General features: G+C 68.8%; 29 protein-coding genes and 1 riboswitch. Of the genes, 14 read left to right on the top strand and 15 right to left on the bottom strand.

Features of this window, described 5'->3' with window-relative positions:
- Positions 1-11 precede the first annotated feature (11 nt).
- Positions 12-527, top strand: coding sequence for a hypothetical protein (locus HDA44_RS36070; protein ID WP_184842469.1), 516 nt, complete (start codon positions 12-14; stop codon positions 525-527).
- Positions 514-1221, top strand: coding sequence for a uridine kinase family protein (locus HDA44_RS36065; RefSeq protein WP_184842466.1), 708 nt, complete (start codon positions 514-516; stop codon positions 1219-1221). The genes HDA44_RS36070 and HDA44_RS36065 overlap by 14 nt, the downstream gene beginning before the upstream one ends.
- Before the next feature lie 5 nt (positions 1222-1226).
- On the opposite strand, the gene HDA44_RS36060 is transcribed toward HDA44_RS36065, so the two are convergent.
- The 3 genes from HDA44_RS36060 to HDA44_RS36050 are packed head-to-tail and all read right to left on the bottom strand — an operon-like array spanning position 1227 to position 3259.
- A complete protein-coding gene (locus tag HDA44_RS36060) occupies positions 1227-1667 on the bottom strand; it encodes a globin domain-containing protein (RefSeq protein ID WP_184842463.1) in 441 nt (146 codons plus the stop codon).
- Positions 1668-1672: 5 nt separating this feature from the next.
- Positions 1673-2896 (bottom strand): RNA polymerase sigma factor, encoded by a 1224-nt coding sequence (locus HDA44_RS36055; protein WP_184842460.1) that lies wholly within the window; start codon positions 2894-2896, stop codon positions 1673-1675.
- Positions 2897-2923: 27 nt separating this feature from the next.
- Positions 2924-3259 carry a YciI family protein gene (locus HDA44_RS36050; protein WP_202888802.1) on the bottom strand — a complete coding sequence of 112 codons (336 nt, stop codon included), beginning with the start codon at positions 3257-3259 and terminating at the stop codon, positions 2924-2926.
- Between the two features lie 153 nt (positions 3260-3412).
- Here HDA44_RS36050 and HDA44_RS36045 point away from each other — a divergent pair, with 153 nt between their 5' ends.
- A complete protein-coding gene (locus tag HDA44_RS36045; RefSeq protein WP_184842454.1) occupies positions 3413-4300 on the top strand; it encodes an aldose 1-epimerase family protein in 888 nt (295 codons plus the stop codon).
- Here HDA44_RS36045 and HDA44_RS36040 read toward each other — a convergent pair.
- The 3 genes from HDA44_RS36040 to HDA44_RS36030 all read right to left on the bottom strand — a co-directional run bounded on the left by HDA44_RS36040 (position 4278) and on the right by HDA44_RS36030 (position 5983).
- Positions 4278-4745, bottom strand: coding sequence for a PH domain-containing protein (locus HDA44_RS36040; RefSeq protein WP_184842451.1), 468 nt, complete (start codon positions 4743-4745; stop codon positions 4278-4280). The genes HDA44_RS36045 and HDA44_RS36040 overlap by 23 nt on opposite strands.
- 65 nt (positions 4746-4810) lie before the next feature.
- Positions 4811-5659 (bottom strand): ATP phosphoribosyltransferase, encoded by an 849-nt coding sequence (gene hisG, locus HDA44_RS36035; RefSeq protein WP_184842448.1) that lies wholly within the window; start codon positions 5657-5659, stop codon positions 4811-4813.
- A 60-nt stretch (positions 5660-5719) separates the two neighbouring features.
- Positions 5720-5983: a phosphoribosyl-ATP diphosphatase gene (locus tag HDA44_RS36030; protein WP_184842445.1), complete on the bottom strand. Its 264-nt coding sequence runs from the start codon at positions 5981-5983 to the stop codon at positions 5720-5722.
- Between the two features lie 81 nt (positions 5984-6064).
- Between HDA44_RS36030 and HDA44_RS36025 the strand changes: the two genes are divergently transcribed.
- Entirely contained in the window at positions 6065-7024 is a 960-nt protein-coding gene (locus HDA44_RS36025) for a P1 family peptidase (RefSeq protein ID WP_184842442.1), read from the top strand.
- An 8-nt stretch (positions 7025-7032) separates the two neighbouring features.
- Positions 7033-7578 carry a hypothetical protein gene (locus HDA44_RS36020; protein ID WP_202887767.1) on the top strand — a complete coding sequence of 182 codons (546 nt, stop codon included), beginning with the start codon at positions 7033-7035 and terminating at the stop codon, positions 7576-7578.
- Here the strand turns inward: HDA44_RS36020 and HDA44_RS36015 are convergent.
- Positions 7481-8446, bottom strand: coding sequence for a helix-turn-helix transcriptional regulator (locus HDA44_RS36015; RefSeq protein ID WP_184842438.1), 966 nt, complete (start codon positions 8444-8446; stop codon positions 7481-7483). The two genes, HDA44_RS36020 and HDA44_RS36015, sit on opposite strands and share 98 nt — an antisense overlap.
- Before the next feature lie 61 nt (positions 8447-8507).
- On the opposite strand from HDA44_RS36015, the gene HDA44_RS36860 reads away from it, so the two are divergent.
- The gene (locus HDA44_RS36860) at positions 8508-9467 is read left to right on the top strand and encodes a hypothetical protein (protein ID WP_202887766.1); all 960 of its coding nucleotides are present in this window, start codon (positions 8508-8510) and stop codon (positions 9465-9467) included.
- Here the strand turns inward: HDA44_RS36860 and ribH are convergent.
- Genes ribH through ribD form a run of 5 tightly spaced genes read right to left on the bottom strand, consistent with a single transcriptional unit; the run spans position 9464 to position 13497 of the window.
- Positions 9464-9934 (bottom strand): 6,7-dimethyl-8-ribityllumazine synthase, encoded by a 471-nt coding sequence (gene ribH, locus HDA44_RS36005; RefSeq protein ID WP_184842435.1) that lies wholly within the window; start codon positions 9932-9934, stop codon positions 9464-9466. The genes HDA44_RS36860 and ribH overlap by 4 nt on opposite strands.
- Positions 9934-11172, bottom strand: coding sequence for a bifunctional 3,4-dihydroxy-2-butanone-4-phosphate synthase/GTP cyclohydrolase II (locus HDA44_RS36000; protein WP_184842431.1), 1239 nt, complete (start codon positions 11170-11172; stop codon positions 9934-9936). Before HDA44_RS36000 ends, ribH begins: the two co-directional genes overlap by 1 nt.
- Position 11173: 1 nt before the next feature.
- Positions 11174-11848 carry a nicotinamide riboside transporter PnuC gene (gene pnuC / locus HDA44_RS35995; RefSeq protein ID WP_184842428.1) on the bottom strand — a complete coding sequence of 225 codons (675 nt, stop codon included), beginning with the start codon at positions 11846-11848 and terminating at the stop codon, positions 11174-11176.
- Positions 11845-12486 carry a riboflavin synthase gene (locus HDA44_RS35990; protein WP_184842425.1) on the bottom strand — a complete coding sequence of 214 codons (642 nt, stop codon included), beginning with the start codon at positions 12484-12486 and terminating at the stop codon, positions 11845-11847. The genes pnuC and HDA44_RS35990 overlap by 4 nt, the downstream gene beginning before the upstream one ends.
- Positions 12487-13497, bottom strand: coding sequence for a bifunctional diaminohydroxyphosphoribosylaminopyrimidine deaminase/5-amino-6-(5-phosphoribosylamino)uracil reductase RibD (gene ribD, locus HDA44_RS35985; protein ID WP_420488562.1), 1011 nt, complete (start codon positions 13495-13497; stop codon positions 12487-12489).
- Between the two features lie 274 nt (positions 13498-13771).
- Positions 13772-13903, bottom strand: a riboswitch (FMN riboswitch).
- A gap of 164 nt (positions 13904-14067) precedes the next feature.
- Between ribD and HDA44_RS35980 the strand changes: the two genes are divergently transcribed.
- Positions 14068-15405: a serine/threonine-protein kinase gene (locus HDA44_RS35980; RefSeq protein WP_337906800.1), complete on the top strand. Its 1338-nt coding sequence runs from the start codon at positions 14068-14070 to the stop codon at positions 15403-15405.
- A gap of 407 nt (positions 15406-15812) precedes the next feature.
- Here HDA44_RS35980 and HDA44_RS35975 read toward each other — a convergent pair whose 3' ends face one another.
- The gene (locus HDA44_RS35975) at positions 15813-17483 is read right to left on the bottom strand and encodes a CocE/NonD family hydrolase (protein WP_184842422.1); all 1671 of its coding nucleotides are present in this window, start codon (positions 17481-17483) and stop codon (positions 15813-15815) included.
- Between the two features lie 214 nt (positions 17484-17697).
- Between HDA44_RS35975 and HDA44_RS35970 the strand changes: the two genes are divergently transcribed.
- Positions 17698-18189 (top strand): MarR family transcriptional regulator, encoded by a 492-nt coding sequence (locus HDA44_RS35970; protein ID WP_184842419.1) that lies wholly within the window; start codon positions 17698-17700, stop codon positions 18187-18189.
- Positions 18190-18272: 83 nt separating this feature from the next.
- On the opposite strand, the gene HDA44_RS38345 is transcribed toward HDA44_RS35970, so the two are convergent.
- A complete protein-coding gene (locus HDA44_RS38345) occupies positions 18273-20354 on the bottom strand; it encodes a vWA domain-containing protein (protein WP_184842416.1) in 2082 nt (693 codons plus the stop codon).
- A 207-nt stretch (positions 20355-20561) separates the two neighbouring features.
- Here HDA44_RS38345 and HDA44_RS35960 point away from each other — a divergent pair, with 207 nt between their 5' ends.
- From HDA44_RS35960 to HDA44_RS35935, 6 genes are all read left to right on the top strand, one after another.
- Entirely contained in the window at positions 20562-21287 is a 726-nt protein-coding gene (locus HDA44_RS35960) for a DNA-binding protein (protein WP_184842413.1), read from the top strand.
- Between the two features lie 228 nt (positions 21288-21515).
- Positions 21516-22367: a transporter substrate-binding domain-containing protein gene (locus HDA44_RS35955; RefSeq protein ID WP_184842410.1), complete on the top strand. Its 852-nt coding sequence runs from the start codon at positions 21516-21518 to the stop codon at positions 22365-22367.
- Positions 22367-23167, top strand: coding sequence for an amino acid ABC transporter permease (locus tag HDA44_RS35950; protein WP_238352630.1), 801 nt, complete (start codon positions 22367-22369; stop codon positions 23165-23167). The genes HDA44_RS35955 and HDA44_RS35950 overlap by 1 nt, the downstream gene beginning before the upstream one ends.
- The gene (locus HDA44_RS35945; protein ID WP_184842407.1) at positions 23154-23891 is read left to right on the top strand and encodes an amino acid ABC transporter ATP-binding protein; all 738 of its coding nucleotides are present in this window, start codon (positions 23154-23156) and stop codon (positions 23889-23891) included. Before HDA44_RS35950 ends, HDA44_RS35945 begins: the two co-directional genes overlap by 14 nt.
- Positions 23892-24033: 142 nt before the next feature.
- Positions 24034-24768: a polysaccharide deacetylase family protein gene (locus HDA44_RS35940; protein ID WP_184842404.1), complete on the top strand. Its 735-nt coding sequence runs from the start codon at positions 24034-24036 to the stop codon at positions 24766-24768.
- A 116-nt stretch (positions 24769-24884) separates the two neighbouring features.
- Positions 24885-25637 (top strand): polysaccharide deacetylase family protein, encoded by a 753-nt coding sequence (locus HDA44_RS35935; RefSeq protein WP_238352629.1) that lies wholly within the window; start codon positions 24885-24887, stop codon positions 25635-25637.
- A 4-nt stretch (positions 25638-25641) separates the two neighbouring features.
- Here the strand turns inward: HDA44_RS35935 and HDA44_RS35930 are convergent, their stop codons facing one another.
- Positions 25642-26442: an HAD-IIA family hydrolase gene (locus HDA44_RS35930; protein WP_184842401.1), complete on the bottom strand. Its 801-nt coding sequence runs from the start codon at positions 26440-26442 to the stop codon at positions 25642-25644.
- Positions 26443-26462: the final 20 nt, after the last annotated feature.

Raw genomic sequence — 26462 nt, 5'->3', positions numbered from 1 at the left:
AGCCTGGGTATGTGCCCAACTTCAACGATTTGACGCTGCTGCCGTTCTGCGTAGGCCTTACGCTGCTCGGTCTGATCGGCTCGTGGTTCGCCTGGCGGCGGCGCGGGGTGGCGGCCGGCACCCGCGGCGTGGCCTGGTCCTTGCTGCCGGTCTCGCTGTACCTGACCGGGCTGCTGGAGCTGGTCTGGGACGTGGTTCGCTCCGCGGTGAGCTGGGTCACGCACCTGATCTTCTCGCCGACCGTCTGGGCCGGGGTCGCGCTGTTCGGCGTCTCGGTGGTGCTGTACGTCGTCTCCGGGGTGGCCCGGAGCCGGCGCGGCGACGCGCCGAAGGCTGCCGGGAAGCCCCGGGAGAAGGCACCGAACAAACCTGCCACGCCGGCGGGTGAGCTGACCGCGACGGGCCCCGCGCCCGCCTCGGCCGCGACTGCCAAAGCTGCCAAGCCGCAAAAGGGGAAGGCGAAGCAGCAGGATTCGTCGGAGTTCGACGAGATCGAGGACATCCTGAAGCGCCATGGAATCAACTGATCCTGACCGGGGCGGTGGGGCGGGGAAGGTACCCAGCACTGCCGCTGACCACGGCTCCTCCCTGACCATCGACTCGCTCCTGGACAGCGTCCAGACCGGACCAGCGCGCTTGGGCCGGACCAGGCTGATCGGCGTCGACGGACCTGCCGGTTCCGGCAAGACCACCGTCGCCGCGCTGCTGCAGGCTCGCGCCGAAGCTCGCGACCTGAACACCTACCTCATCCACATGGACGATCTGTACGACGGCTGGTCCGGTGCCGAGCGTGGATTCGCGCTGCTCCGCGATCACGTCCTGCAGCGCCTGTCCGACGGCCGCGAAGGACGGTACCGGCGCTACGACTGGTACGCCGGCGCGTACGCGGAGCTGCACGTCGTACCGAACACGGTGGAGCTGCTGATCGTGGAAGGCGTCACCGCGTGTGACCGGGACGCGGCGCACTGGCAGTCGCTGCGGCTCTGGGTCGAGACGACGAACGAGATCCGGCTCGACCGTGGCATCGAACGCGACGGCGAGGCCCTCCGCGACCACTGGCTCGACTGGATGCGCTGGGAGCGCGACCACTTCGCCGAACAGAACACCCGTGCCCGGGCCCACGTCATCGTCGACGGCGCTCCGTCCGTACCGCACGACCCGGCGCTGGAGCTCGTCACGAAGTCAGTCGCTCTCCCGCCCCACGACTCAGCCGCCTCCTGAGCCGGTCAGGTCTGTAGACCGTCCCAGGACCAGCGTGGCATCGGTACGCCGTCGGTGATGTCGTCGCCTCGGTGCTGGTACATCGGGACGACGGTTGCCCAGGCGAAGTAGTCGTGCAGTACCTGCTGGAGGCGCGGCTCGGTCAGACCGCTGTTGGTCAGGGCCTCGTCGAAGCACTCGATCGCGCGGCGGTTCATCTCGTCGTGCTCGCCGTTCCCGCTGTGCAATCGCTCGACCGACGCCTCGTCGCCGTAGGTTGTCGTGTACTCGGGTGGTCCGCCCAGCGCCTCGCCCCAGTACGCGGCCAGTCGCTCCGTGTGGTCGGGTTTTGCCCCGCCGTGGAACGCGTGGCTGACGAGTGGGTCGGCCATCACCAGCTCGTGCCAGGCTGCCGCCAAGCGGAGCAGACCCGCGGACCCGCCCGCTGCTTCGTAAACGGTCTCCATTCGGGTCAGTATGCGCGCATCCGGGCCAGCCGGTCACGGGCCTGCGCGCGCTCCGGTTCGGACCCGGCCAGGGCGAGCGCGCGCTCGTACGCCTCGGTTGCCTCCGGCAAGCGTCCGAGCCGCTCCAGCAGATCGGCCCGGGCCAGCGCGTACGGGTGGTAGTCGCGCAGCCGCGGGTCGTCGGCGAGGGTGTCCAGCAACGCCAGGCCGGCCTCGGCGCCGTCCCGCATCGCGACCGCGGCGGCGCGGTTCAGCGCGACCACCGGCGACGGGTCGAGTTCGAGCAGGACGTCGTACAGCGCGACGATCTGCGGCCAGTCGGTACCGGCGAAGTCGGCCGCCTCGTCGTGTACGGCGTTGATCGCGGCCTGGACGGCGTACGGTCCGGCCACGCCGCCGGTCAGCGCCCGGACGACCAGGTCGCGGCCCTCGGCGATCAGCTCATCGTCCCAGTGCCCACGGTCCTGATCCTCGAGCAGGACGATGCCGCCGTCCGGGCCGCTGCGCGCGTCGCGGCGCGCGTGGATCAGCAGCATCAGCGCGAGCAGCCCGGTGACCTCGCGCTCCGCGGGCAGCAACCGGTGCAGGATCCGGGCCAGCCGGACCGCGTCCTCGGCCAGGTCCAGGCGCTGCAGGTACGGTCCGGCGCTGGCCGCGTACCCCTCGGTGAAGACCGAGTAGATCACCTGCAATACGCCCGGCAGCCGCTCCGGTAGTTCAGCCGCGTCCGGTACGCGGAACGGGATCCGCGCCTCCCGGATCTTCTTCTTCGCCCGGACGATCCGCTTCGCCATCGTCGCGGTCGGGACCAGGAACGCCCGCGCCACCTCCGGCGTGGTCAACCCGGCCAGGCAGCGGAGCGTCAGCGCGCCGCGGTCCTCCGGCGCGAGGGCCGGGTGCGCGCAGGTGAAGAACAGTTGCAGCCGCTCGTCCGGCAGTTCGTCACCGGCCGCTTGCGGCGCCGGGCGCTCGGCTTCGATCTGGAGGATCGCCAGCTTCGCGGCGTACACCTGGTCCCGGCGGAGCCGGTCGACCGCGCGGCGGCGGGCCGTGGTCATCAGCCAGCCGCCCGGGTTCGCCGGGACGCCGTCGACCGGCCAGCGGAGCAGCGCGGTCTCGATCGCCTCCGACGTGACCTCCTCGGCCAGGTCGAGGTCACCGAACCGGCGGGCCAGCGCGGCCAGCAACCGCCCCCGCTCCTCCCGGAAAACCGCCTCGACCTGATCCATCAGCTCCCCTGTCCTGTACTCAGTCGCTCAGAAGTCGGCGATCGGCCGGACGATGACCGAGCCACCACCGCGCGACCCCGGGCACTTCGCGGCCCAGTCCAGCGCGACGTCCAGGTCCGGTACGTCGATCACGTAGAACCCGCCGAGTACCTCCCGAGTCTCCGCGAACGGCCCGTCGGTAACCGTGCGCTTCCCGTCGTTGGCGACCTCCACGCGGGTCGCGGTGACCAGATCGGCCAGCGACTCGGACGCGACCACCACACCGGCGTCGGTGATCTCCTTGTCGAACCGCATCCAGTCCTCCGGCTCGCAGCCGACCGGCGCGTCCTGCAGGTCCAGCTCACCGGCGTTGATCAGCAGCATGTACTTCACGTCGTACCTCCTGTGTGCGTGTCTACAGCATGACTACGAACGGGATCCGTACCGAAGGACAGGTAGTGGTAAAGAATTCCAGCGCTTTCCCACCCCGTGAGAACGCTTACCAAAGAACCACCTCCTGTTCTTAGGATGAGATCCATGAGCGTCCTGCCTTCGGGAGAACAGTGGGTTTTGCGGGCCGGGGATTATGCGGCGACCGTGGTGAGCGTCGGCGGTGGCCTGCGCGAGCTCACGTACGACGGCCGCCCGGTGCTGCTCGGGTACGCCGAGGACGAGCCGGCCCACGCGGGGATGGGGCAGCACCTGTTCCCGTGGCCGAACCGGGTCACCGACGGCAAGTACACCTTCGCGGGTACCGAGCAACAGCTCGCCCTGACCGAACCGGACCGGCGGAACGCGATCCACGGACTGACCCGCTGGGCGAACTGGCTGCGCGTCGACGACGGCTCCGACCCGGCGGCGCTGGTGATCGGTCACCGGCTGCACGGCCGGCCCGGGTACCCGCATCAGCTCGACTTTCGCCTGGACTACCGATTGGCCGATGGGCTGAGCGTGACCGCGACGGCCACCAACATCGGCCGCACCGACGCGCCGTACGGGTACGGCGCGCATCCGTACCTCACGGTTGGCCGGCCGATCGACGAGTGCGTGCTGGAGTTCGGCGCGACCGAGTGGCTCGAGGTGTCGCCGGAGCGGCTGACGCCGGTCGGGCTGAGGCCGGTGGACGGTTCGCCGTACGAGTTCCGTGCCGGGCGCCCGGTGGGTTCCCTCCAGATCGACAACGCGTTCACCGGGTTGGGCGGCGGTTCCTGGTCGGTTTCGCTGACCGATCCGGCGACGGGTACGCGGTCGGTGCTGACGAGTGACACGCCGTGGATGCAGTTGTACACCGGCGAAGCGCTAGGGCGTACGGCGCTCGCGGTCGAGCCGATGACCTGTCCGCCGGACGCGTTCGCGAGCGGTCAGGACCTGGTCGTCCTGAAGCCCGGCGAGTCCCACACGACTAGCTTTGCGGTGTCCGCTTAGGACCGGCGCCCTGGTCACGGGCCACCGCCGCCAGCTGTTTGGCGGCCCGGCTGGCCCGTGCACCCTCCGCGGCCTGCACCGCGAGGATGCCGATCCGGTTGTCGTCGGCATCGAACAGCTGCAACCACGCGTCACCCGGCCGGAACCGCAACGCGCGCACCTCCGGCCAGCGCAACGTGTACGTCTTGAACACGTTCCGCACCCGCAGCCGATCCGGGTACGCGACCACGCGCAACGTGGTCATCCGGTACAGAATCCAGAGCACCGCGCCGAAGAACGCGAGCAGCGTCAACCGCTGGAACCAGTCGAACAAGGCGCGGTCCTCGGGCGACAACCGGAACCAGATCACTCCGAACACCGCGATCAGCGACAGGCCCATGCCGGCTGCCATCCCCGCGATGATCCGCGGATGGAAGCTGAACAACCGCTCACTGCTGTCGGCCATGTCGATTCAGATCCTGCCCCTCAACACCACTCTTTTGCTCTTGGCTCTTCTTTGCTCTTCGAGTCTCAGATTCGGCAAGCGTGGATGTCGGTGGTCAGGATGGCGCGGGCGCCGACCTCCCAGAGCTGGTCCATCAGGCGCTGTGCCTCGGCCCGCTGGACCATCACCCGTACGGCGACCCAGCCCTGCCGGTGCAGCGGCGAGATCGTCGGCGACTCCAGACCCGGCGCGACCGAAGTTGCCGCGTCCACGTCCTCGGCCCGGATGTCGTAATCCATCATCACGTAGTTGCGCGCGATCAGCACACCCTCCAGCCGGCGGATCAGCTGGTGCTGACCGTTCGGCTGGATCTCGGCGCCGTGCCGCTTGATCAGCACCGCCTCGGACCGCAGGATCGGGTCGCCGAACACCTCCAGCCCGGCCTGGCGCAGGGTCGTACCGGTCTCGACCACGTCCGCGATCACGTCCGCGACGCCGAGCTGGACCGCCGACTCGACGGCACCGTCCAGGCGGACCACCGACGCTTCGACGCCGTTCTCCGCCAGGTGGTCCTGCAGCACCCCCGCGTACGAGGTGGCGATGCGCTTCCCGGTCAGGTCCTTCACCGAGTCGGCCACCCCGGGGCGCCCGGCGAACCGGAACGTGGAGGAGCCGAAACCGAGGCCCATCACCACGTCCGCGTCGGCGTGCGAGTCGAGCACCAGATCGCGGCCGGAGATCCCGACGTCGAGCGTGCCCTCGCCCACGTACACGGCGATGTCCCGCGGCCGGAGGTAGTAGAACTCGACCTCGTTGGCGGCGTCGGTGAGGGTCAGATCCTTGGTCGACCGGCGCTGTTTGTAGCCGGCCTCGGTGAGCATTTCGATGGCGGACTCGCTCAGCGAACCCTTGTTCGGTACGGCGACGCGCAGCATGGCAGTGGCTTCCTCTGCTTCCTCGACTGATGTGAACCGGTGGCTGTGGGGTGGTGGCTCCTACAGATGTCGGTACACGTCTTCGAGGTCCAGGCCGAGGGCATGCATCATCACCTGGGCGTGGTACAGCAGCTGGGACAGCTCTTCCGCGGCCCGGTCCTTGCCCTCGTGCTCGGCGGCCATCCAGGACTCGGCGGCCTCCTCGACCAGCTTCTTGCCGATCGTGTGCACGCCGGCATCCAGCTCGGCCACGGTCCCGGAACCCTCCGGGCGCGTCCGTGCCTTCTCGGCCAGCTCGGCGAACAACTCCTCGAAACTCTTCATCGCGCGCCCAGCCTACGGGGCCCGTTCCCAGCCGCCACCCCCAGGTCCGCTCCCCGGACTGCCTCGCCGACCATGGTCGGTATGCATACTCCGCGCCGGGTCCGTGAGCTCGGCATCACCGTCGGTACCCTGCCCACCGGTCCGCTGAACGCGATCACCGACGTGCCCGGGGTCCGGGTCGGGCAGACCACGCTCACCGGGGACGGGGTGAACACCGGCGTGACGGCGATCGTTCCGGACGGCTACGCGGGTATGCTCCCGGCCGCGATCGCGGTCGGCAACGGGTACGGGAAGCTGGTCGGGAGTACGCAGGTCGACGAGCTCGGGGTGATCGAAACGCCGATCCTGCTGACCGGGACGCTGAGTACGTTCCGGGTGGCCGATGCTTTTCTGACCTGGCTGCTGGAGCGCGATCCGGCCGCGACCAGCCTGAACCCCATCGTCGGCGAAACCAACGACGGCCACCTCTCCGACATCCGCCGCCGCCCCATCACCCCCGCCCACGTCCACGCCGCCCTGAACTCCGCCACCCCTGCCCTCCCCGCAGAAGGCTGCGCGGGCGCCGGAACCGGCACCTGCGCGCTGGGCTTCAAGGCAGGCATTGGCACCTCCTCCCGCTTACTTCACCAGGGAACCGTGGGGGTTCTGGTGCAGGCGAACTTCTCCGGGGTACTTACCGTGCTCGGGCGACAGGTACCTGCGGAACCGATCGACCAGGATGGGAACTCCTGCATGATCGTCGTCGCCACTGACCTCCCGCTCGACTCCCGCCAGCTCGGCCGGCTGGCCCGCCGGGCGATCTTCGCGATGTCCCGCGTCGGCTCCGACTACGCCCCGGGCAGCGGCGACTACGCGATCGCCTTCACCACCACCCGCAACCCCACGTACGCCGACCGAGACCTCCGCACCCCGTTCCAAGCAGTAACGGAGTCGGTAGAAGAGGCACTGCTCAACTCCCTCACCATGGCCCAAACCACCACCGGCCACCAGAACCACACCGCCCACGCCGTACCCCACAACCGAATCCAAAACCTGACATAGTCACCCGGATGAACCACCGCTCCCGCGCCTGGGTCACCCACCGCCTGCGCACCCTGGCCGCCCTGGAGCTGCTCAACATCCCCCTGCAGTACGTCGTGTGGTTCCACCTCCTCAACCTCCCCACCACCACCCCGAACCTGACCGGCTTCGCGCTCTTCGCCCTCCTGCTACTGGAAGGCGCCCTGTACTGGTGGCTGAAGCTCCACCGCACCGGCGTCGGCTTCTTCAGGCAGCTCCGCTGGTGCAACGTGGTCCTGCTAACCGGCGGACTGGTCTACACAGCCTGGTCCGTAGCCCAAAACCCCGGCTCCGGAACCGTCGTCGGCCTGCTGTTCGCACTGGCCGGTGTACTCGAGCACATCAACTACTTCCATGTGCAGCTCATGTATGACACGCAGGCCGACCTCCGCTGGCTGTTCACTCGCGGCTTCCGGCGCTCGCACCTTTCACGTGACCTCACTCGTACAACTCGAGTAGCGACCGCCCCAGGTCGGCCAGCGCGGTACGAAGCTCCGGTGGCTCCAGAGCCTCCAGCGCGGGACCGAACCGACTGAGTGACGTGGCGGCGTTGGCCACTGACTCGATCGGGATCGTCACCACCACACTGCCGTCGGGCTCCGGTTCGGCCGCCGCGACCGCGTTGACAAGTGCCGGGTAGGACACGTCGTACATCCTCGTCGCCAACCGCGCGGACACTCGGACAACAGCCTGCGCCGTGTACCGGACCCGATCGAACCCCTCCAGGTGCTCCTGCCAGAACGCAGCGAGGTCGAAGTCCGCGTCCCGTTCGAACTCCTCGTCGGTCACGGTCAGTTCGAGGATGTTGGACACCCGGTACGTACGCAACCCACTGGCAGCCGCGGCGACCACGTACCAGCTGCCGTTCTTCAGCACGAGCCCGTGCGGCTCCAGCACCCGCTCTACTTCACGCGGCTCCTCCCACCGCCGGTAGCGCACCTTGATCCGCCGGTCGTGCAGCACGGCATCTGCCACGGCAGACAGGTGCGGTGACACCTCCGCGTCCTGGTACCAGGCAGGCAGGTCCAGGTGGAATCGGTTCTTCAACCGCCCAGCGCGATCCCGCTGGTCCGGCGCCAGTGCGGCCAGTAGCTTCAGCTCGGCCGCGCTTGTCTCGGCAGTGAGCCCGAGCGCCGCGGCCGCACCCGGCATACCCACCAGAAACAGTGCGGCCGCCTCCTGCTCGGTGAGCCCGGTCAAACGAGTCCGGTACCCGTCTACCAACCGGTAGCCGCCAGCGCGGCCCTGGTCCGCGTACACCGGAACGCCAGCCGCCGCCAGGGCCTCCACGTCCCGGTAGATGGTCCGCAGCGACACCTCCAGCTCGTCGGCAAGCTCCCGCGCGGTCAGCTGCCGCCGCGTCTGCAGCAACAGCAGGATCGACAACAGCCGGCTCGAACGCATGCTCCGAGGTTAGCCCGAAACACTGTCACGGATTGTCAGGTTTCACGAGCAGGCTGGTCGCATGACGACTTGGACCAAGGTGACCGGCGATTTCGACTTCTTCAGCGGACACTTCGACGTACGGCACCGCCGGCTGAAGCACCCCCTCACCGACAGCAGCGAGTGGGAGGAGTTCGACGGTACGACCACCGCGCACACGTACTTCGACGGCCAGATCAGCATCGACGAGACGCACTTCCCCCAGCAGGGCACGTACGGCCTGTCGCTGCGGCTGTTCGACCCGGTGGCAAAGCAGTGGAGCATCTGGTGGGTCAGCAGCACCAGCATGAAGCTCTACCCGCCGGTGCATGGCAGCTGGTCGGCCGACGGCACCACCTGCACTCTGATCGGCGATGACGAGCACGACGGCCGTCCGGTGCTGTGCCGCTTCGTCTGGTCGGACATCACCGAGACGACAGCGCACTGGGAACAGGCGTACTCCGGCGACGGCGGTGCGAGCTGGGAGACCAACTGGACGATGGACTTCACCCGCCGCGACACCCCGCCGCCCGCACTGGACGTGCCGAAGGTCACTGACGAGTTCGACTTCCTCGTCGGCAGCTGGTCATTCCACAACCGTCGCCGCCGGCCCGTACTGGGCGAGCCGCACGAGTGGTACGAGCACGACGCCACCCTGCAGGCCACCACCTACTTCGACGGCGCCGTCAGCTTCGACGAAGGCTGGTTCCCCAGCGAGGGCTTCCGTGGTGCCACCTTCCGGCTGTACGACCCGGTGTCCCGCGAGTGGTCCATCTACTGGAGCAACAGCAAGAACGGCCGGTTGGAGCCACCTGTTGTCGGCAAGTGGAACGCGGACGGCACCGGTGTGTTCGAAGGGCCTGACACCTGGGACGGTCAGCCCATCGACGTCCGTTTCCACTGGACAGCAGGCACTGACAAAGCCGCCTGGGAACAGGCGTTCTCCACGGACCAGGGCAAGACCTGGACCACCAACTGGTTCATGGAGCACACCAGGATCTAGAGACCGCGGATAGCCGCCAGAGTAGACAGAGCAGCCTGCGTGGCCTCGTAGCCCTTGTCCTCGCGGCTGTCCGGCAGTCCGGCGCGATCCAGTGCCTGCGGGTCGTTGTCACAGGTGAGTACGCCGAAGCCGACCGGTACGCCAGTGGTGACACCCACTTGCATGAGTCCCTCTGTTGTCGCCTGGCAGACGTACTCGAAGTGCGGGGTGTCACCACGGATCACTACGCCCAGCGCGACCACCGCGTCATACCCGGACTTGGCCGCATGTAGTGCTGCCACCGGGAGCTCGAACGAGCCAGGTACGCGGACGACGGTGTGCTCGGTGACACCAGAGTCGGCCAGCGCGCGCAGTGCACCGGTCAGCAGGCCATCGGTGACCTTCGGGTGCCACTGCGCGGCCACGACTGCCACTCGGGCGTTCTCGACGCGCGGTACCTCGATGGTGGGTGCTCCACTACCCGACATCAGCCGGCTCCGTTCTCTTCGGCGCGGAGGCCACCGGGAAGGTGGTGACCCATACGGTCGCGTTTGGTACGCAGGTACCGGAGGTTGTGCTCAGTGGGGTCGATCGAGATGCCGCGGCGCTCGACCACCTCGATGCCGTAGCCCTGCACACCGGTCAGCTTGTCCGGGTTGTTGGTCATCATCCGCACCGACTTCACCCCGAGATCAGCCAGGATCTGGGCGCCGGTCCCGTAGTCGCGGGCGTCCGCCGGCAGACCCAGGTCCAGGTTCGCGTCGACGGTGTCGCGGCCGGCGTCCTGCAGTTCGTACGCCTGCAGCTTGTGCAGCAGACCGATCCCGCGTCCTTCATGGCCACGCAGGTACACGACCACGCCGCCCTCGGCCGCGACCTCGCGCATCGCCTCGTCGAGCTGCGGGCCGCAGTCACAGCGCAGCGAGCCGAACACATCACCGGTCAAGCACTCGGAGTGCAGGCGTACGAGCGTCGGCCCGTCGCCGATCTCACCGCGCACCAGCGCCAACTGCTCCGACCCGTCGACCGTGTTCCGGTACCCGTGCGCGACGAAATCGCCGTACTGGGTCGGCAGCGTCGTCGTCGCGACCCGTTTGATCTGCGACTCGGTCAGCCGCCGGTACCGGATCAGGTCGTCGATCGAGACCAGCACCAGCCCGTGCTCGTCGGCGAACGTGCGCAGCTGCGTACCGCGCTTCATCGTGCCGTCGTCGTTCACCAGCTCCGAAATCACCGCGGCCGGAGTCAGTCCGGCCATCCGGGCCAGGTCGATCGACGCCTCGGTGTGCCCCGGCCGGACCAGTACGCCGCCCTCCCGGCCGCGCAGCGGGAACACGTGCCCCGGCTGCACCAGGTCGTACGGCTCCGAGGCCGAATCGGTCAGCACCCGGATCGTCCGGGCCCGGTCGGCGGCCGAGATCCCAGTACTGATCCCGTCCCGCGCGTCTACCGAGATCGTGTACGCGGTCCGCATCCGCTCCCGGTTGTGCGGCGTCATCAACGGGATGCCGAGCCGGTCCAGCTCGGCGCCCTCCATCGGTACGCAGACCACGCCCGAGCTGTACCGGATCAGGAACGCGAGCAGCTCCGGCGTCGCCTTCGACGCGGCGAAGATCAGGTCGCCCTCGTTCTCCCGGTCCTCGTCGTCGACCACGATCACCGGCCGCCCGGCCCGGATCTCGTCGATCGCGTGCTCGATCGTGTCCAGTTTCAGTACGTCACCCATCTCAGCCCACCACCACAGGTTCGGGCGCGGCGGCGCGTTCGGTGTTCTGGATCTTCCACCAGGACGCGAAACCGAGCACACAGAACAGTCCGTACACCACGTACATCGCCGCCGACGGGTAGAACTTCGCCTGCACCAGCAGCGGTACGCCGACTACGTCGACAGCCACCCAGATCATCCAGAACTCGACGAAACCACGCGCCATCCCGTACGTCGCCAGGATCGACCCGGTCAGGATCCACGCGTCCCACTGCGGTCCCCACGAACCGAGCTCACGCAGTACGAAGTACGCGACCGCGTACAGCACGACCGCGATACCGGCGAGCTCCAGGCGCTCCCGGCCGGTCGCCCACCGCGGCTGCACGGCACTGCCCGCGCCCCGGTGGCGGGTCTGGTACCAGCGGTACCAGCCGTAGACGCTGACCAGCGCGAAGAAGACCTGCCGGCCGGCCTGACCCCAGAGGTCCTTGTCCTGCGGCGTGTCGAAGATGCCGCCGACGAAGACCGTGAACAGCAGCACGTTCCCGACGATGCCGACCGGCCAGGCAGCGACCAGCCGGCGCATGCCGAACAGCGCACTGCCGAGGCCGAACACGTTGCCGACGATCTCCCGGATCAGCACCGGCGACCCGGCGATCGTGACCTGCGAGGTCAGCAGCCAGTCGATCGGGTTCACTTGGTGCCTCCGGCAAGCAACCGCTCCACGTACTTGGCGATCACGTCGACCTCCAGGTTGACGGTGTCACCGACCTGGTTCCGGCCGAGCACGGTCAGCTCCAGCGTGGTCGGGATCAGGCTGACCCCGAACGTCCCGGACGCGTCGTCGACGTCGGTCACGGTCAGCGAAACGCCGTCGATCGCGATCGAGCCCTTCTCCGCGACGTACTTGAGAATCTCCGGCGTGGTCGCGACCCGGACGTCCTCCCAGTGCTCGCCCGGCGTCCGGCTCGCGATCGTGCCGGTGCCGTCGACGTGCCCCTGGACGATGTGCCCGCCGAGCCGCGCGTGCGCCGCGACCGCGCGTTCCAGGTTGACCGGCGAACCCTTCTCCAGACCGCCGAGACTCGTCCGCTGCAACGACTCGCGCATCACGTCCGCGGTGAACAGACCGTCGCCGTACTCGACCACCGTCAGGCAGCAGCCGTTGACCGCGATCGAGTCGCCGTGCCCGGCGTCCTCGGTCACTTTCGGCCCGCGAATGGTGAGCCGCGCCGCCGTGCCGACTTCCTTCCCCACCCCACCACCCCGGTCAGGTCCATCCAGCAGGTCCAGCGACTCGACCGTGCCGAGCTCTTCGATGATGCCGGTGAACATCTACTTGCCTCCCAGAGGAACCAGGGTCAACCGGACGTCGTCGCCCAGCCGGGTGACGTCCGCTAACTTGAACCGCCGTAGGTGGTCGATCGATTCCGCGCCCAGATCACCGACCGCGGCGAAGCCCGATCCGAGCACCGCCGGCGCGACGTACGCGACGATCTGATCGACCAGCCCGGCCCGTAGGAACGCGGCCGCCAGCGTCGGGCCGCCTTCGAGCCAGAGGTGCCGGATCTGCCGATCGTCCAGCTGCCGAAGTACCTCGGCCGGATCGTGGGTCGGCAGCAACAAGGTCTCGGCGCGGTCGTTGCGTACGCGCGCGCCGGGTGGGATCTCGCGGTCGCCGACGACCACGCGCAGCGGCTGCCGCGCCGCCGGCAGGTCGCTCTCGTCGCGGACCGTCAACTCGGGATCGTCGTCGAGCACGGTCTGCGTACCGACCGCGATCGCGTCGCACTCGGCCCGCAGCCGATGCACGTCGGCGCGCGCGATCGGCCCGGTGATCCACCTGCTGCTGCGATCCGGCGCCGCCGACCGGCCGTCCAGCGTGGTCGCGAACTTCCAGGTCACGAAGGGGCGCCCGGCCCGTACGCTGTGCAACCAGACGTAGTTGCCGGCCTCGGCCTCGGACCGCAGTACGCCCTCGACGACCTGGATGTTCTTGCTCGCCAGCTTCTCGGCCCCACCGGCCGCGGCCCGATTCGGGTCCGGCACCGCGTACACGACCCGCGTCACCCCCGCCGCGATCAGCGCATCCGCGCACGGACCCGTACGCCCGGTGTGGTTGCACGGCTCGAGCGTCACGTACGCCGTGCCGCCCCGGGCCCGCTCCCCGGCCATCCGCAGCGCCTCGACCTCGGCATGCGGGCCGCCGGCACCGGCATGGAAGCCCTCACCGACCGGATGCCCGTCCGCGCCAGTGACGACACAGCCGACCACCGGATTCGGATGGGTGCCGCCGACACCTTTCGCGGCCAGCTCGACCGCTCGCCGCATCCACGCGACATCGATCGGCGAAGCCGCGCCGGCCGCGCCTGTCGCTGCGCGTGTCACCGGGCCTGCCGCTGAGCCTCTCACTGGGCCGGTCATTGGGCCTGTCACTGTGCCCCTCGTCGTCGTCCTGACGCACTCCGGGGCTTTCAGCCGGCCCAACTCGCGCTCCGCCACCTTCGGCGGGACCGATCCCGCCACCGCGCTCCGTTGGCCGGAGCACCGCCGCCGCGTTACCGCAGGCGTCCTGCCGCCTACGCTCCGCGCCGTCAGGCACCAGAGCACACCCGCCGGCCGCGTGCGCCTCCCATCCGGACTTTCACCGTCGGTCCCGGAATTCCACCAGGTCAACCGATCGCCGAACCACAGCGACCGGGTCGCGGACTGTCACCGCCGGCTCGGAATTACACCGACCCCGGAGCACGCGAGTGGGTTCACTCGTTGCCTCAAGTATGCCCTCTGCGCCAACCCCCACCACGACCCAGGTCACATCGTGGTCCCCGGCGCCGCGCCGCTGACCCCGTACTTTCGTGGCGGTGGAGCCGATCGCGGTCGCCTGGTCCGCGCCGCTGACCCTGTACCTTCGTGCCGGTGGAGGCGTTTGCGGGGCGGTATCGGCTGATCGACCTGATCGGAACCGGCGGCATGGGTTCGGTCTGGCGCGCCTGGGACCTGCGCCGCTCCGCGTACGTGGCAGCCAAGGTCCTCGGCCAGCACGACGCCGGTACGCTGCTGCGCTTCGTCCGCGAGCAGTCCGTACGGATCGAGCACCCGCACGTCGTCGCCCCGCACGGCTGGGCCGCCGACGACGACAAGGTGGTCTTCGCGATGGACCTGGTCCGCGGCGGCTCGGTCGCGACCCTGCTCGGCGACCACGGTCCGCTGCCACCGGCGTACGTTGCGGTACTGCTCGACCAGTTGCTGCAGGGGTTGTCGGCGGTGCATGCGGCGGGCGTCGTACACCGTGACCTGAAACCCGCCAACCTGCTCCTGGACGTCACCGGCACCGGAAGTCCGCACCTGCGCCTGTCCGACTTCGGCGTCGCCGGCCTGATCGACGAACCCCGCATGACCCGCACCAGCACCATCCTCGGCACCCCCGGCTACCTGGCCCCCGAACAACTCTCCGGCGCCGACCCAGACCCCCGCCAAGACCTCTACGCCCTCGGCACCATAGCCACCGAACTCCTCACCGGCACCCGCCCAGCCTCTTCCGCCCCCTCCGCACCCCCCGTCTCGTCGGTCCCAGGCGCCAACCCGTCCGCGACCGGTCCGGACACCCCCCTCGCTGCTTCTCTCCCCAGCTCCCACCGCGCCTCGGACAGCACCTCCGCGCTCTCCAGCGCCGACCAGGCGTCGGCGTTGGCGGAGTTCATTCGCCGGTGCTCCGCCCCCGACCCGGCCGATCGGCCCGCCTCCGCGCGGGACGCGGCGCGGCTACTGGCCGAAACCGGCGTCCTCCCACCCACCGGCCAGACCTCCTGGTCCACCCGCCCCGACTCCCCCGAAGTGTTCGACCAACTCCCACCCCTCCCCCACACCTGGACCCCCACCGGCCCTGCCCCCGCACACCCAACCCCCACGCGCGTAGTCCCCACCACCCCCACCAACCCGGTCATCCCAGTCCCAGCCGCCTCGAGCCCAGCCGCCCCGGGCCCAGCCGCCCCGGGCCCAGCCACCTCGAGCCCAGTCGCGGAGCACCCGGCACCCGAGCGTTCGGCAGCGGACCGGGCAGCCGAGAGTCCAGCCGCCGCGGAACCACCTGCGAAGACGGCGCACCCCACCACGCACTCCACCACGCACTCCACCACGCACAGCACTCAGGGCAGGCACCGCGGCAAGCAGCTTCTGATCGGGCTCGCCTGGTTGAGCTTCCTGTCCGCCACCGGCCTGATCGGCAGCGCCATCTGGCTCCTCCTCAGCAACTGACCTCACGGCCCGCACCCTGCCCGAAGCCCACATCCGCGCCGCCACCCAGACGTCCTGGGCGCGCAACGCCGAGAACGTGCTCGGATACGTAGCGAACGGCGCCGCCGGTGGGGCGGTCCTCACCCCCGAGCAGCACGATCACCGGGTTGGCCGGCGACATGCCGTCCCAGATGCGTGACTCGGACCGGACCGTGCACAGGCGCACACTCGATCTTGTTCCCGGGATGGAACGAGGTGTGTCACGTCCGAACCTGTCCGGGCCTGTCGCCTGCACCCCGACGAGGGCCAGTACCCGTTACGCCTGGTCCGCCGGGGTAACCACGAGTCGATCCGGGTCCGCCGTGTACTGATCATCATCGCCTCGGCGTCGGGACGGCACGAAGTCGTAGCCTTTGGCAGGGGTGCTTTCATGCATCGGGCGGTGGGGTGACCGGAACCACGACCCGTGAGATCGACAGGTCGATCGTTCGATGTGACGGCAGCATCCTCGTTGAGGTAGCCGGGTCGTCGCCTGTCCCCAGATTGCGCTCCCAGCGCGGATGCGCCCCACCCGCAACGATCAGCCGAATCCGGTTGCCCCGCACGAACCGGTGCGCGACCGCGTCGAGTTCCACACGAACCACGTCCGGGGGCGCCGAAGCGTCGAGCCGGACGAACCCGTCGCTGACGTTGCGTGAGCGGCCGTTGGCGTCCACTTCCGACACGCGAATGAACAGGTCGGCGAAGGGGTTGTCGGAACTGTGACCTATTTCCACGACTGGGCTGCCGAGGACCTCCAGGTCCGTGGTCAACGGGTCTGAGGTGAAGGCCAGCACGTCGGAACGCGCGGCGAGCGCGCCGTCATCCGTGTAGCCCGCGGTCAGTCCCGGGGAAACTTGCGTGACGAACGCGCCGCCGTAGGTGGGGGTCGGCTGGGCTGGGTCATAGGTGAACTCGCGCACGTCTCCCGGGTCGGCCGGTTGAGTGCCCAGGAGGTTGCCGGAGCGGGGATACAGGATCTGCTGCACCGTTGCCGGCGGCCAGGCCGGAAGGTCGCGCCACCCGTCGTCCCGACCGCTGACGAACACCTTGACCGGCATGGCACGGCGCCGGACGCCGGATCCGGCCAGGTGCTCGTCGAACCACGCGAGGGCGTCGGGAAGCAGGACGCGGGTACCCGCGGCGCCTCCCTGAGCATGCGTCCAGGGACCCATGGTGAGTCCGACATCGACGCCCTGATCGGCCAGCCGCGCATACCCCGCCAGCGTCTGTTGAATAAAACCGTCCTGCCAGCCGCCCTGAAGCAACACGGGGACATGCACCTGATCCAGCGCCGCAGTCAGGTTGGCGCCGTTCCACCATAGGTCGCCCAGGTCCCGCCGGCTGATCCACTCGCGGTACCAGGGCGCTTTCTCGCCCATCAACTCGTCCGCGGCGTCGGCCAGTGGAACAGCTGCCAGGGCCTCTTTGATACGGCCCCGGGCGGAGAGAACCGCGAAGATGCGAGGCAGGATGGGCTGCTCCTGCTTGGTCGTGACGAACGACCATTCGAACAGCGTGCTGAGCAGAAACGCCCTTCCGGTGTAGACGAATCCGCCGAAGTCGTGCGGCGCGCACGCAATGACCGCGGTGACCAGCTCTGGCGGCGGATCCATCAGCAACGCCCACTGGGTGAAGCCGAGATAGGAATAGCCGTGCGTGGCAAAGCGCCCGTCGAACCACGGCTGCTCGCGCATCCACGCGACGATGTCCGCCCCATCGTCGACGTCCCGCATGAACGGCTCGAACGTCCCACCCGATCCGAACGTTCCCCGGCACCGGACCAGCACGACCCGATAACCACGGCAGGCAAACATTCCACCCGTCATGGCCGCGCCAACCAAATTCCAGCCGTAGGGCGAGGTAACGAGAATTGTTCCCAACGCCGGCTCTTTCGGCTCGTAGAGATCCGCGAGCAACTCGACGCCGTCTCTCATCGGGACTCGCACGTTGCGGATCACGGCGTAGTCGCGCGTCGCGGCGGGAAGCCGAGCGTACTTCGTCCACAGCAGGTCGACGAGCCGTTGCCCGAGCGTCCGCTCCTTGGCTCGTTGGTTCATCTCCCTCCTCCGCACCACAACACATGCTTGGCCATACGCGTCTCCCATCGCCTCATGCACCGTGCCGGCCCGCTGCCGCTCGCCTCGGGCCCGCCTGCCACCCAGCGGCATCCCGCATCCGCCGGCCAGCCACAACCTAGCACTAACTTTCAGTAATTGCTGAAAGTTAGTGCTACTGCGGTAACCTTCTGGCGAGGTGACTGAAGGGAGTTCCGTGCGCGAAGACGAGACGGACGAGATCGGCAGATTCATCGAGCGCTTCGCCGCCACCCTCGCTGACAGTGGCTTTCCCCGTCTCGCCGCCCGCGTCTTCGCGACGCTCCTGGTCAGCGAGAGCGGGCGGATGACCGTGGCCGAACTCGCGGAACGGCTGCACGCCAGCACCGGCAGAGTCTCGGGCGCCGTCCGCTACCTCGTCCAGGTCCGCCTCATCCGCACAGAACGGGACCCAGGAACGCGCCGCCTCGCCTACGTCGTCGACAGCTCGTGGTACGAGTCCACCGTCACGGCGAATCCGTTCCTCGAACGAGGCGAGGCCGACCTGCGAGAAGGCATCGCCATCCTGGGCGACTCACCCGCGGCCGACCGGCTGACCGAGACGCTCGAACTCATCCAGTTCCTCAGGGACGAGACCCGCGCGATGATGCGTCGCTGGCATGAGCGGAAGGCGGCACTGCGAACACGGCGAACCTCAGATCGGGCCTGACATCGCAGCCAGCGGGTCAGTCGCGGCCGGTGGACGAGCGGGGTGACCAACCCGGTGATCGTTGGTGGTCACCCCACTAGGTGTCAGCGTGGGGGGTGAGGGCCGTTCTGGTTGGGGTTGTTGGGCGGGTACTGGTTCGGGTTGTGCGGGGCGCCGGGGTGCTGGCCGGGGGCACCCTGGTAGGGGGCGGGGGCGCCGGGGTAGGTGGAAGTTGGCTTCTTGCGGAGGCGGAGGACTGCGAGGGCGCCCAGCAGGAGGAGCAGCACACCGCCGCCGCCCAAGCCGGCTATCAGGGCTACAGGGGTGCCGCCGTCGGTGTTGCTGTTGTTCGTCCCCTGGACCGGGGGGCCTGCCTCGGTCTTGTCGCCCGAGCCGGCCGAGGTCGACGGAGACTCGGTCGGGGTCTCGGTCGGCGTCGGGGTGACCGAGTCGCCGGAGACCGGAGTGGCGCCGTCGACGTACTGCGGTTTGCCGGCGCCGGCAGTGCCCGGCACGCCGACCGTCAAGGTCATCGGAACCGTAAAGGACCGGTCTTCGGCCTTTCGGGTCATCGAGACGACGATGTAGTACACGCCGGGTGTCGAGGTGCCGCTGTCGGAGTTGTTGGCACCGTCACGGTTCAGGTAGCGGATCTCCTTGGTGGTGATCGCCTGGGTGACGCCCTTGCCGGTCAGCACGCCGCGCTTGCCGCCGGGGCTGCCCGGGACGTTCTTGGGGAAGACCGCGAAGGCTTCCTCACCGGCCGGCGAGATCACCGCGGTGTCGAGGTAACGCAGACCGATGAGGTCACCCATCGCCCTGGACTGCTGCGACACCGTGGCCTGCGCCTGAATCCGCTGGCCCCAGTCGGCCTTGATCTTGTAGATCTGCAGCTCGCCGGGCAGCAGCGTGGTCTTGTACGTGCCCGGCGTCAGCAGCGGCGCGTCCGGGAAGCTCGACCCGGGCACGATCTCGCGCGGGGCGGTGACGTTCATCGGCGACCAGGTCGGGTCGTCTGCCTTGGCCGGCAGCGTCTTGGTCTCCTCGACCGGCGGCTCCTCGTCGATCCGCAGCTCGAACGGGACCTCCTTGATCTCGCGGAAGTCCTTGCCCGGGTCGACCGTCAGCACCAGCTGCTCGGCCTCGGAGCACTCCTTGTTGATCTTGTCGAACTTCGACCAGCTCGACGCGGTGCCGGTGGCGAAGCCCTGATCGCCTTCCTGGACCCGGGGGAAGCTGCGACCGCAGTCCTTACCGTCCGGCGTCGCGAGCCGGAGCTCGGTCTGGATGACCAGGCTGGTCGCACCGACAGGCCGGCGGAAGCTGAGCCCGGCGCGCAGGGTCGAGCCCGTCATCGTCCGCTTGATCACGAAGTGCTTCGGCTGGTCCAGCAGATCGAAGTCGTCCGAGTACAGCCCCGGCGCGACGGTCGGGGCATCCTCCGGCGTCGCCGTGCCCTGCACCGGTGTCCCGGAGATGCGGAACGGGCGGAACGCACGGGTGGAGAGTTTGCCCAGCCCGGCCTCGAGGTCGATCGTGGAGTCCGCGTCGTAGTAGTCGCCGCGACCCTCCCGGGCGATGCACTGCAGGTCGCTCCGGGCCTTGCCCTGCACCCGGAAGCCGACGACGTCGATCTTCAGATCGATGCCCTGCTTGGCGATGTTCTTGGCGACCACGCACGGGTTGGGCGCGCAGGTCGACTCACCGTCGGAGACGAGCACGATCGAGCGCTGGCCGCTCGGGCCGAGATCCTTCGCGGCCTCCTGCAGCGAGTACCCGATCGGGGTCTCGCCGAACGGCTTGTACTTCGCGATCGCGGCCTGCAGCTGCGGCCGGTTGCTCGTCCCGATCGGGACGGTCAGCTGGGTGTCCGTACAGGCACCGGGATCGGTGCGCTTGAACACGGTCGCGCCATACACCCGCAGGCCGACCTGCGCGCCTTCGGGAAGTTTGCTCACCACCTGGGTCAACGCCGTGCGGGCGGCGACGATCTTGGTCTTGCCGTCGCCGGCCGGCTCCTTCATCGAGCCGGACGAGTCCAGCACGAGGACCATCTTGCCGGCTTCGGCGCCGGGCTCGGGGTCGGCCATCGCGGTCGGTGCGGCCAGGCCGGCCAATAGCGCGGTCAGGGTGACGGCGAGAAGCGCCAGCACCGCTGGGCGGCGGTACCTGTGGTGGGTCGTCATCGTTTCCTCCGAGTGGGATTCGCTGCCGCAAACCCTCTCAGTTTGCGATTGCAAATGTCAAATGCCTTGTTCCCGAGCGTGAAACACGACCGCGAGGCGTCACCGCGCGATGCAGGAAGCAAATATTCGCGACTGGAAATTTGCGTTCGCAAGTGCAAAGATGACCGGCAGGGCCGCCGCGGGCGGCCGGGGAAGGAAGCCGGAGCGATGGATCAGACAGCGCACAACATCCAGCAGCAGATCGAGCTGTACGGTGAGCCGCTCGGCGACACGGTGCGGCGGGTCCTCGGTCCGCTCGGGCTGACGCAGGGCGGGCTGGCGCAGGTGATCGGGATGTCCGCGCCGATGCTGTCCCAGCTGGTCAGCGCGCAGCGGGTGAAGATCGGGAATCCGGCGGTCGTGTCGCGGTTGCGGGCAGCAACGGAGCTGGCGGATCTGGCGATCGCGAGCGAGGTCAGCGAGATCGATGTCGCGTTCTCGCTGGACCGGATCAGAGAGACCACCGGCGGACTGACAACCGCCGGCCCGACTTCTCGGCTTGGACGGGCGACGGGGGCCGGGGCCGCTGGAGCAGGGGCCGCCGGAGCTGGAGGCGCGCTGGGGGCGGCGGAGGCCGCGGGGCCGGCCGGGCTGGACGGGCAGTTGCCCGGAGCGCCCGGGCAGGTGCCGGGTGGAGCCGGGGCGAATGTCGCGCCGGGCATGCATACCGCCTGGCCCGCCGCCGTGGGGGTGCGGGCCGACGACGGGGCGACGGCCCGGGCCGTGGTGCGGGCGATCCAGGATCTCCTCCGCGAGGTCGCGTCGGCGGACGAGATCCAGCGGGCGGCACTGGCGGTGGAAGATGAATCGCCTGGGCTGGCCGAGTTGCTGCTGGCGTACGGCACCGGGAGAACCGCGGACGCCCTGGCCCACTATGAGCAACATCACGGCTGACCCGGCGGAAGTCACCCGCTGCCGATCCCGCTGCCTCAGCCGGTCACCAACCGGCCGGCTCGACGGGCGGACATACCACAGGACAACGTGGCGATATAACACGAGGCAAGTAGACATTCAGGGCCGTCTCATCCTTTGTCGGTGGGGAATTGTGCCGCTGGGAGTGGTGTTGGCTTGCGGCGGTGGGGCGGATCGTCCTGCGTTCGTTGAGTGTGTGAGGAGACGGTTGTGCGCGCGTTCGGCGCTTTTCAGCGGGTTGTCGCGGTGGCGGGAGCGGTCACGCTGGCGGTATCGATGGTTGCCTGTGGCAGCGATCAGAAGGACGCCGGGAGCGGCCCGGACCTCGGGCTGCTCAAGTCCGGCACGTTGCGGATCGGGACCCTGACCGACGCGCCGCCGAACGTGTACGTCCAGGACGGCAAGTTCACCGGGTTCGACAACGACCTGATCAGCGCGGTCGCGGCGAAGCTGAACCTGAAGCCGGAGTTCGTCGGCACCGACTTCTCCGCGCTGCTCTCCCAGGTCAACGGCGGTCAGTACGACCTCGGCAGCTCGTCGATCACGATCACCGAGGCCCGCAAGAAGACAGTTGCCTTCAGCAATGGGTACGACTTCGGCTACCTCGGGCTGAACACCACCAAGAGCTCCGGCATCACGTCGTTCGACCAGCTGCCGGGCAAGCGCGTCGTGGTCGTGCAGGGCACCGTCCAGGACGACTACGCCACCGGCAAGAACCTCAACCCGGTCCGCGTACCCAACTACAACGCGGCGCTCGGCCAGCTCAAGGCCGGCACGGCGGACGCCTGGGTCTCACCGGCCGAGATCGGCGAGAAGATGGCCAAGGAGCAGGGCGGCGGCACGGTGATCCTGGCCGCCAAGGAGCTCAGTGCCGCGCCGATGGCGTTCGCGGTGGCGAAGAGCAACGACAAGCTCCGCGAAGCGGTGAACAAGGCGCTCGACGAGGTGATCGCCGACGGTACGTGGACCAAGCTGGTCGAGAAGTACTACCCGGGCCGCGCCGTGCCGGCGAACTTCAAGCCGGGCAGCGGTTCGGTCAAGTTCACGGCTCCCAAAGCCTGATGGACATCTGGTCCACCCTGCGCGACACCTTCCTCGACGGGGAGGCGATGAAGGCAGTCCTGCCCGAAATGCTGAAGGTGGGACTGGTCAACACCCTGATTCTGGCGGCCGCCTCGGTCGTGCTGGGCACCGTGCTCGGCATGATCGTGGCGGTCCTCGCCCTGTCCACGAAACGCTGGCTGCGCTGGCCGGCGAAGATCTACACCGACATCTTCCGTGGCCTGCCGGCGATCCTGACCATCCTGCTGATCGGCCAGGGCCTGTCGCCCATCACCCGGCACTGGTGGGGCCCCAACCCGTACCCGCTCGGCATCCTCGCGCTCTCGCTGATCGCCGCCGCGTACATCGGCGAGATCTTCCGCTCCGGCATCCAGAGCGTCGAGAAGGGCCAGCTCGAGGCGGCCCGCGCGCTCGGCTTCGGTTACACGTCGGGCATGCGGCTGGTCGTCATCCCGCAGGGCGTACGGCGCGTACTGCCGGCGCTCGTGAACCAGTTCATCGCGCTGGTGAAGGAGTCGAGCCTGGTGTACTTCCTCGGCCTGCTCGCCAGCCAGCGGGAACTGTTCCGGATCGGCCAGGACGCGGCCGCGACCGACGGCAACCTGTCGCCGCTGCTGCTGGCCGGGATCTTCTACCTGGTGATCACGGTTCCGCTGACGCACCTGGTCAACTACTTCGACAAGCGGCTGCGGGAAGGCCGCCCGGCCGCGGCCGACGGCTCGGGCAACGGTCCTGGCAACGGTCCGGACAACGGGCCGGGCGACCCGGCGCTGGAGGAGCTCGCGCATGCAAACCGTTGAGGGCGCAAGCCTGGAAGTGACCGGCGTCGAGCTCGCGTTCGGCAGCAACCAGGTCCTGCGCGGCGTGGATCTCGCCGTACCGGCCGGGCAGACCGCCTGCGTGATCGGTCCGTCCGGGTCCGGGAAGTCCACCTTGCTGCGCGCGATCAACCGGCTGCTCGAGCCGGCCGCGGGCGACATCCGGCTCGGCGGTGAATCGGTGCTGACGAGCGACCCCGACGCGCTCCGGCGCCGGATCGGGATGGTGTTCCAGCACTTCAACCTGTTCCCGCACAAGAGCGTGCTCGACAACATCACGCTGCCGCTGCGCAAGATCAAGAAGCTCGACGCCGAGGCGGCGCAGGCCGCGGCGCGGACCCAGCTGGAGCTGGTCGGCCTCGCGCACAAGGCCGGATCGCGCCCCGGGAACCTGTCCGGTGGTCAGCAGCAACGGGTGGCGATCGCGCGGGCGCTGGCGATGAAGCCCGAGGTGATGCTGTTCGACGAGGCGACGTCCGCGCTCGACCCCGAGCTGGTCAAGGGCGTGCTGGCGTTGATGGCCGACCTGGCGCAGGCCGGGATGACGATGGTCGTGGTCACGCACGAGATGGGGTTCGCGCGCGAGGTCGCGGATCAGGTCGCGTTCATGGACCACGGCGTCGTGGTCGAGTCCGGGGCGCCCGAGCAGGTCTTCACCGACGCCGAGTCACCGCGGCTGCGCCAGTTCCTCGCCCAGGTCCTCTGAGCGCCAGGTTCGCTGAGCGCCAGGTCTCTGCGCGGCCAAGTTCGCTGAGCGCGCAGGTTCGCCGACCCCCTGGCGCCGGCGCTCGGCGAGGCGCACGATGGAAGGGACCCAGTTCCAGAGCCGGCTACACCTGGGGGTAGCGATGTCTGTGGACCGCCGAGCACTGGCAAGCGCGCTGTGGTCCCGCCGGTTCATCATCGGCGTCGTCGCGATCGGGTTGGTCGCGGCCGGTCTCGCGCTGGCGGCCACGCCGCGCGGCAAGACCGCCGCGGCGACCAGCAAACCCGTCAGTTCGGTCGCGGCGGCGCAGGCTGCCCGCAAGTACGTCTATCTCACCTTCGACGACGGCCCCAGCACGTACACGCCGCAGGTGCTGAAGATCCTGCGCGCGTACGGGGCGCGGGCCACGTTCTTCGAGATCGGGCAGAACGTCGCCCGCTACCCGTACCTGACCCGCCAGGTGTACCAGCAGGCCAACAGCGTGCAGAACCACACGTGGTCGCATCCGGATCTCCGGCACGTCTCCGCTGCCGTGTTCAGGTCCCAGGTGCAGAAAACCGATCGGTACATCCGGGCCCAGCTGGGCTACACGCCGAGCTGTCTCCGGCCGCCGGACGGCAGCACCAACAAGCAGGTCACCCGGCGGGCCGCCGCGCTAGGCAAGAAGATCCGGTTGTGGACCATCGACACCCGCGACTGGTCCCGGCCCGGTACGTCGGTGATCGTCCGTCGGGCGCTGGCGAACGTACACAACGGCTCCGTGATCCTGATGCACGACGGCGGCGGTAACCGCAGTCAGACCGTGGCCGCGCTTCCCACCATCCTCCGGACATTGAAGGCCAGAGGGTTCGGGTTCACCACGATGTCGTGTACGTAGCGCGTCCGGTATCCGTGACTCGTGGCCGCGGCAGCGGCGTGGGCGCTGGCTTTCGGCGCCGGCTGCCCCAGGGTTGACCCGTGAGGATGTGAACCACCCACCGCCCTGGGGGGACCATGGACGTACGTTTGACGCGTGCCGGGAACCGGATGGTCGGCCTGGCGATGATGCTGGTGGTGAGCACCGTGATCGGCATCGTCGTCGTCGCTGCCGCGAAGTCGCCGGCCGGTCCGAACGCGCCCGGCGCGGCCGCGGACCCGAAAGCGCCGGCCGCGGTGACGCCCAGTACGACGCCGCTGCCGGCGAAGTACGTGGTGCTGACCTTCGACGACGGTCCGGACGCCGAGTACACCCCGAAGGTGCTCGGAATCCTGGCCGCGTACGAGGCGAAGGCGACGTTCTTCGAGGTCGGTGAGAACGTCCGCAAGCACCCTGAACTCACCAAGAAGGTCCACCAGGCCGGTCACAGCGTGCAGAACCACACCTGGTCGCACGCCGATCTGCGCAAGCTCAGCCCGGCCGGGTTCCAGCAGCAGGTCGGGTCGACCGACCAGGCGATCCAGGCCCAGACCGGGAGTACGCCGGCGTGTTTGCGACCGCCCTACGGAGGCGTCAGCGCGGCCGTACGCCAGCGTGCCAAGGCGATGGGCAAGGACCTGGTGGTGTGGACCGTCGACTCGCGGGACTGGACCAAACCGGGTGCGACGGCGATCGTGCAGCGGGTGCTGAAGAACGTACACAACGGGTCGGTGATCCTGATGCACGACGGCGGCGGCAACCGTAACCAGACCGTGGCAGCACTGCCGGCCATCCTGAAGAGCCTGAAGGCGCAGGGCTACGGGTTCCGAACGCTGAGCTGCAAGAGCTGAGCGGCTAGGACAGCGCGCTGACCAGCGGTACGACGTCGGCGATCGACTCGACCACCCTGGTCGGCCGGTACGGGAAGCGCTCCACCTCGTGCCCTCCGGTCGAACCGGACAGCACGAGGATGGTCCGCAGGCCGGCTTCCAGACCGCTGATGATGTCGGTGTCCATCCGGTCGCCGATCATCACCGTGGTCTCGGAGTGCGCCTCGATCTGGTTCAGCGCGCTGCGCATCATCAGTGGGTTCGGTTTGCCGACGAAGTACGGCGCGACCCCGGTCGCGCGGGTGATCAGGGCGGCCACCGAGCCGGTCGCGGGCAGTGGTCCCTCGGTGGACGGGCCGGTCGGGTCCGGGTTCGTGGCGATGAACCGGGCCCCGTCGGAGATCAGCCGGATCGCCTTGGTGATCGCCTCGAACGAGTACGTCCGGGTCTCGCCGAGGACGACGTAGTCGGGATCGCGCTCGGTCAGCACGTACCCGACCTCGTGCAGCGCCGTGGTCAGACCGGCCTCGCCGATCACGTACGCCGTGCCGCCGGGACGCTGGTCGTCGAGGAACTGCGCGGTCGCGAGCGCACTGGTCCAGATCGCCGTCTCCGGGATGTCGATCCCGGTGGCCAGCAGCCGGGCCCGGAGGTCGCGCGGGGTGAAGATCGAGTTGTTGGTCAGCACCAGGAACTTCCGGCCGGACGACTCCAGCGCGGCGATGAACTCGCTCGCTCCGGTGATGGCGCGCTCCTCGTGCACCAGCACGCCGTCCATATCCGTCAACCAGCTCTCCACCGGTTTGGGCTCGGTCACATAACCCATCGTAAATTGTCGGTGCCATC

The organism is Kribbella solani (assembly GCF_014205295.1).
In the GTDB taxonomy this organism is placed as follows: Bacteria; Actinomycetota; Actinomycetes; order Propionibacteriales; family Kribbellaceae; genus Kribbella; species Kribbella solani.
The sequence above is the reverse complement of the archived record's forward strand: the minus strand, read 5'-3'. Positions and strand labels throughout refer to the sequence as shown.

Coding starts and splice junctions, on each gene's coding strand:
- HDA44_RS36065 (WP_184842466.1), top strand. CDS start 514: ATGGAATCAACTGATCCTGACCGGGGCGGTGGGGCGGGGAAGGTACCC.
- HDA44_RS36060 (WP_184842463.1), bottom strand. CDS start 1,667: ATGGAGACCGTTTACGAAGCAGCGGGCGGGTCCGCGGGTCTGCTCCGC.
- HDA44_RS36055 (WP_184842460.1), bottom strand. CDS start 2,896: ATGGATCAGGTCGAGGCGGTTTTCCGGGAGGAGCGGGGGCGGTTGCTG.
- HDA44_RS36050 (WP_202888802.1), bottom strand. CDS start 3,259: ATGCTGCTGATCAACGCCGGTGAGCTGGACCTGCAGGACGCGCCGGTC.
- HDA44_RS36045 (WP_184842454.1), top strand. CDS start 3,413: ATGAGCGTCCTGCCTTCGGGAGAACAGTGGGTTTTGCGGGCCGGGGAT.
- HDA44_RS36040 (WP_184842451.1), bottom strand. CDS start 4,745: ATGGCCGACAGCAGTGAGCGGTTGTTCAGCTTCCATCCGCGGATCATC.
- hisG (WP_184842448.1), bottom strand. CDS start 5,659: ATGCTGCGCGTCGCCGTACCGAACAAGGGTTCGCTGAGCGAGTCCGCC.
- HDA44_RS36030 (WP_184842445.1), bottom strand. CDS start 5,983: ATGAAGAGTTTCGAGGAGTTGTTCGCCGAGCTGGCCGAGAAGGCACGG.
- HDA44_RS36025 (WP_184842442.1), top strand. CDS start 6,065: ATGCATACTCCGCGCCGGGTCCGTGAGCTCGGCATCACCGTCGGTACC.
- HDA44_RS36020 (WP_202887767.1), top strand. CDS start 7,033: ATGAACCACCGCTCCCGCGCCTGGGTCACCCACCGCCTGCGCACCCTG.
- HDA44_RS36015 (WP_184842438.1), bottom strand. CDS start 8,446: ATGCGTTCGAGCCGGCTGTTGTCGATCCTGCTGTTGCTGCAGACGCGG.
- HDA44_RS36860 (WP_202887766.1), top strand. CDS start 8,508: ATGACGACTTGGACCAAGGTGACCGGCGATTTCGACTTCTTCAGCGGA.
- ribH (WP_184842435.1), bottom strand. CDS start 9,934: ATGTCGGGTAGTGGAGCACCCACCATCGAGGTACCGCGCGTCGAGAAC.
- HDA44_RS36000 (WP_184842431.1), bottom strand. CDS start 11,172: ATGGGTGACGTACTGAAACTGGACACGATCGAGCACGCGATCGACGAG.
- HDA44_RS35990 (WP_184842425.1), bottom strand. CDS start 12,486: ATGTTCACCGGCATCATCGAAGAGCTCGGCACGGTCGAGTCGCTGGAC.
- HDA44_RS35975 (WP_184842422.1), bottom strand. CDS start 17,483: ATGAACCAACGAGCCAAGGAGCGGACGCTCGGGCAACGGCTCGTCGAC.
- HDA44_RS38345 (WP_184842416.1), bottom strand. CDS start 20,354: ATGACGACCCACCACAGGTACCGCCGCCCAGCGGTGCTGGCGCTTCTC.
- HDA44_RS35960 (WP_184842413.1), top strand. CDS start 20,562: ATGGATCAGACAGCGCACAACATCCAGCAGCAGATCGAGCTGTACGGT.
- HDA44_RS35950 (WP_238352630.1), top strand. CDS start 22,367: ATGGACATCTGGTCCACCCTGCGCGACACCTTCCTCGACGGGGAGGCG.
- HDA44_RS35945 (WP_184842407.1), top strand. CDS start 23,154: ATGCAAACCGTTGAGGGCGCAAGCCTGGAAGTGACCGGCGTCGAGCTC.
- HDA44_RS35940 (WP_184842404.1), top strand. CDS start 24,034: ATGTCTGTGGACCGCCGAGCACTGGCAAGCGCGCTGTGGTCCCGCCGG.
- HDA44_RS35935 (WP_238352629.1), top strand. CDS start 24,885: ATGGACGTACGTTTGACGCGTGCCGGGAACCGGATGGTCGGCCTGGCG.
- HDA44_RS35930 (WP_184842401.1), bottom strand. CDS start 26,442: ATGGGTTATGTGACCGAGCCCAAACCGGTGGAGAGCTGGTTGACGGAT.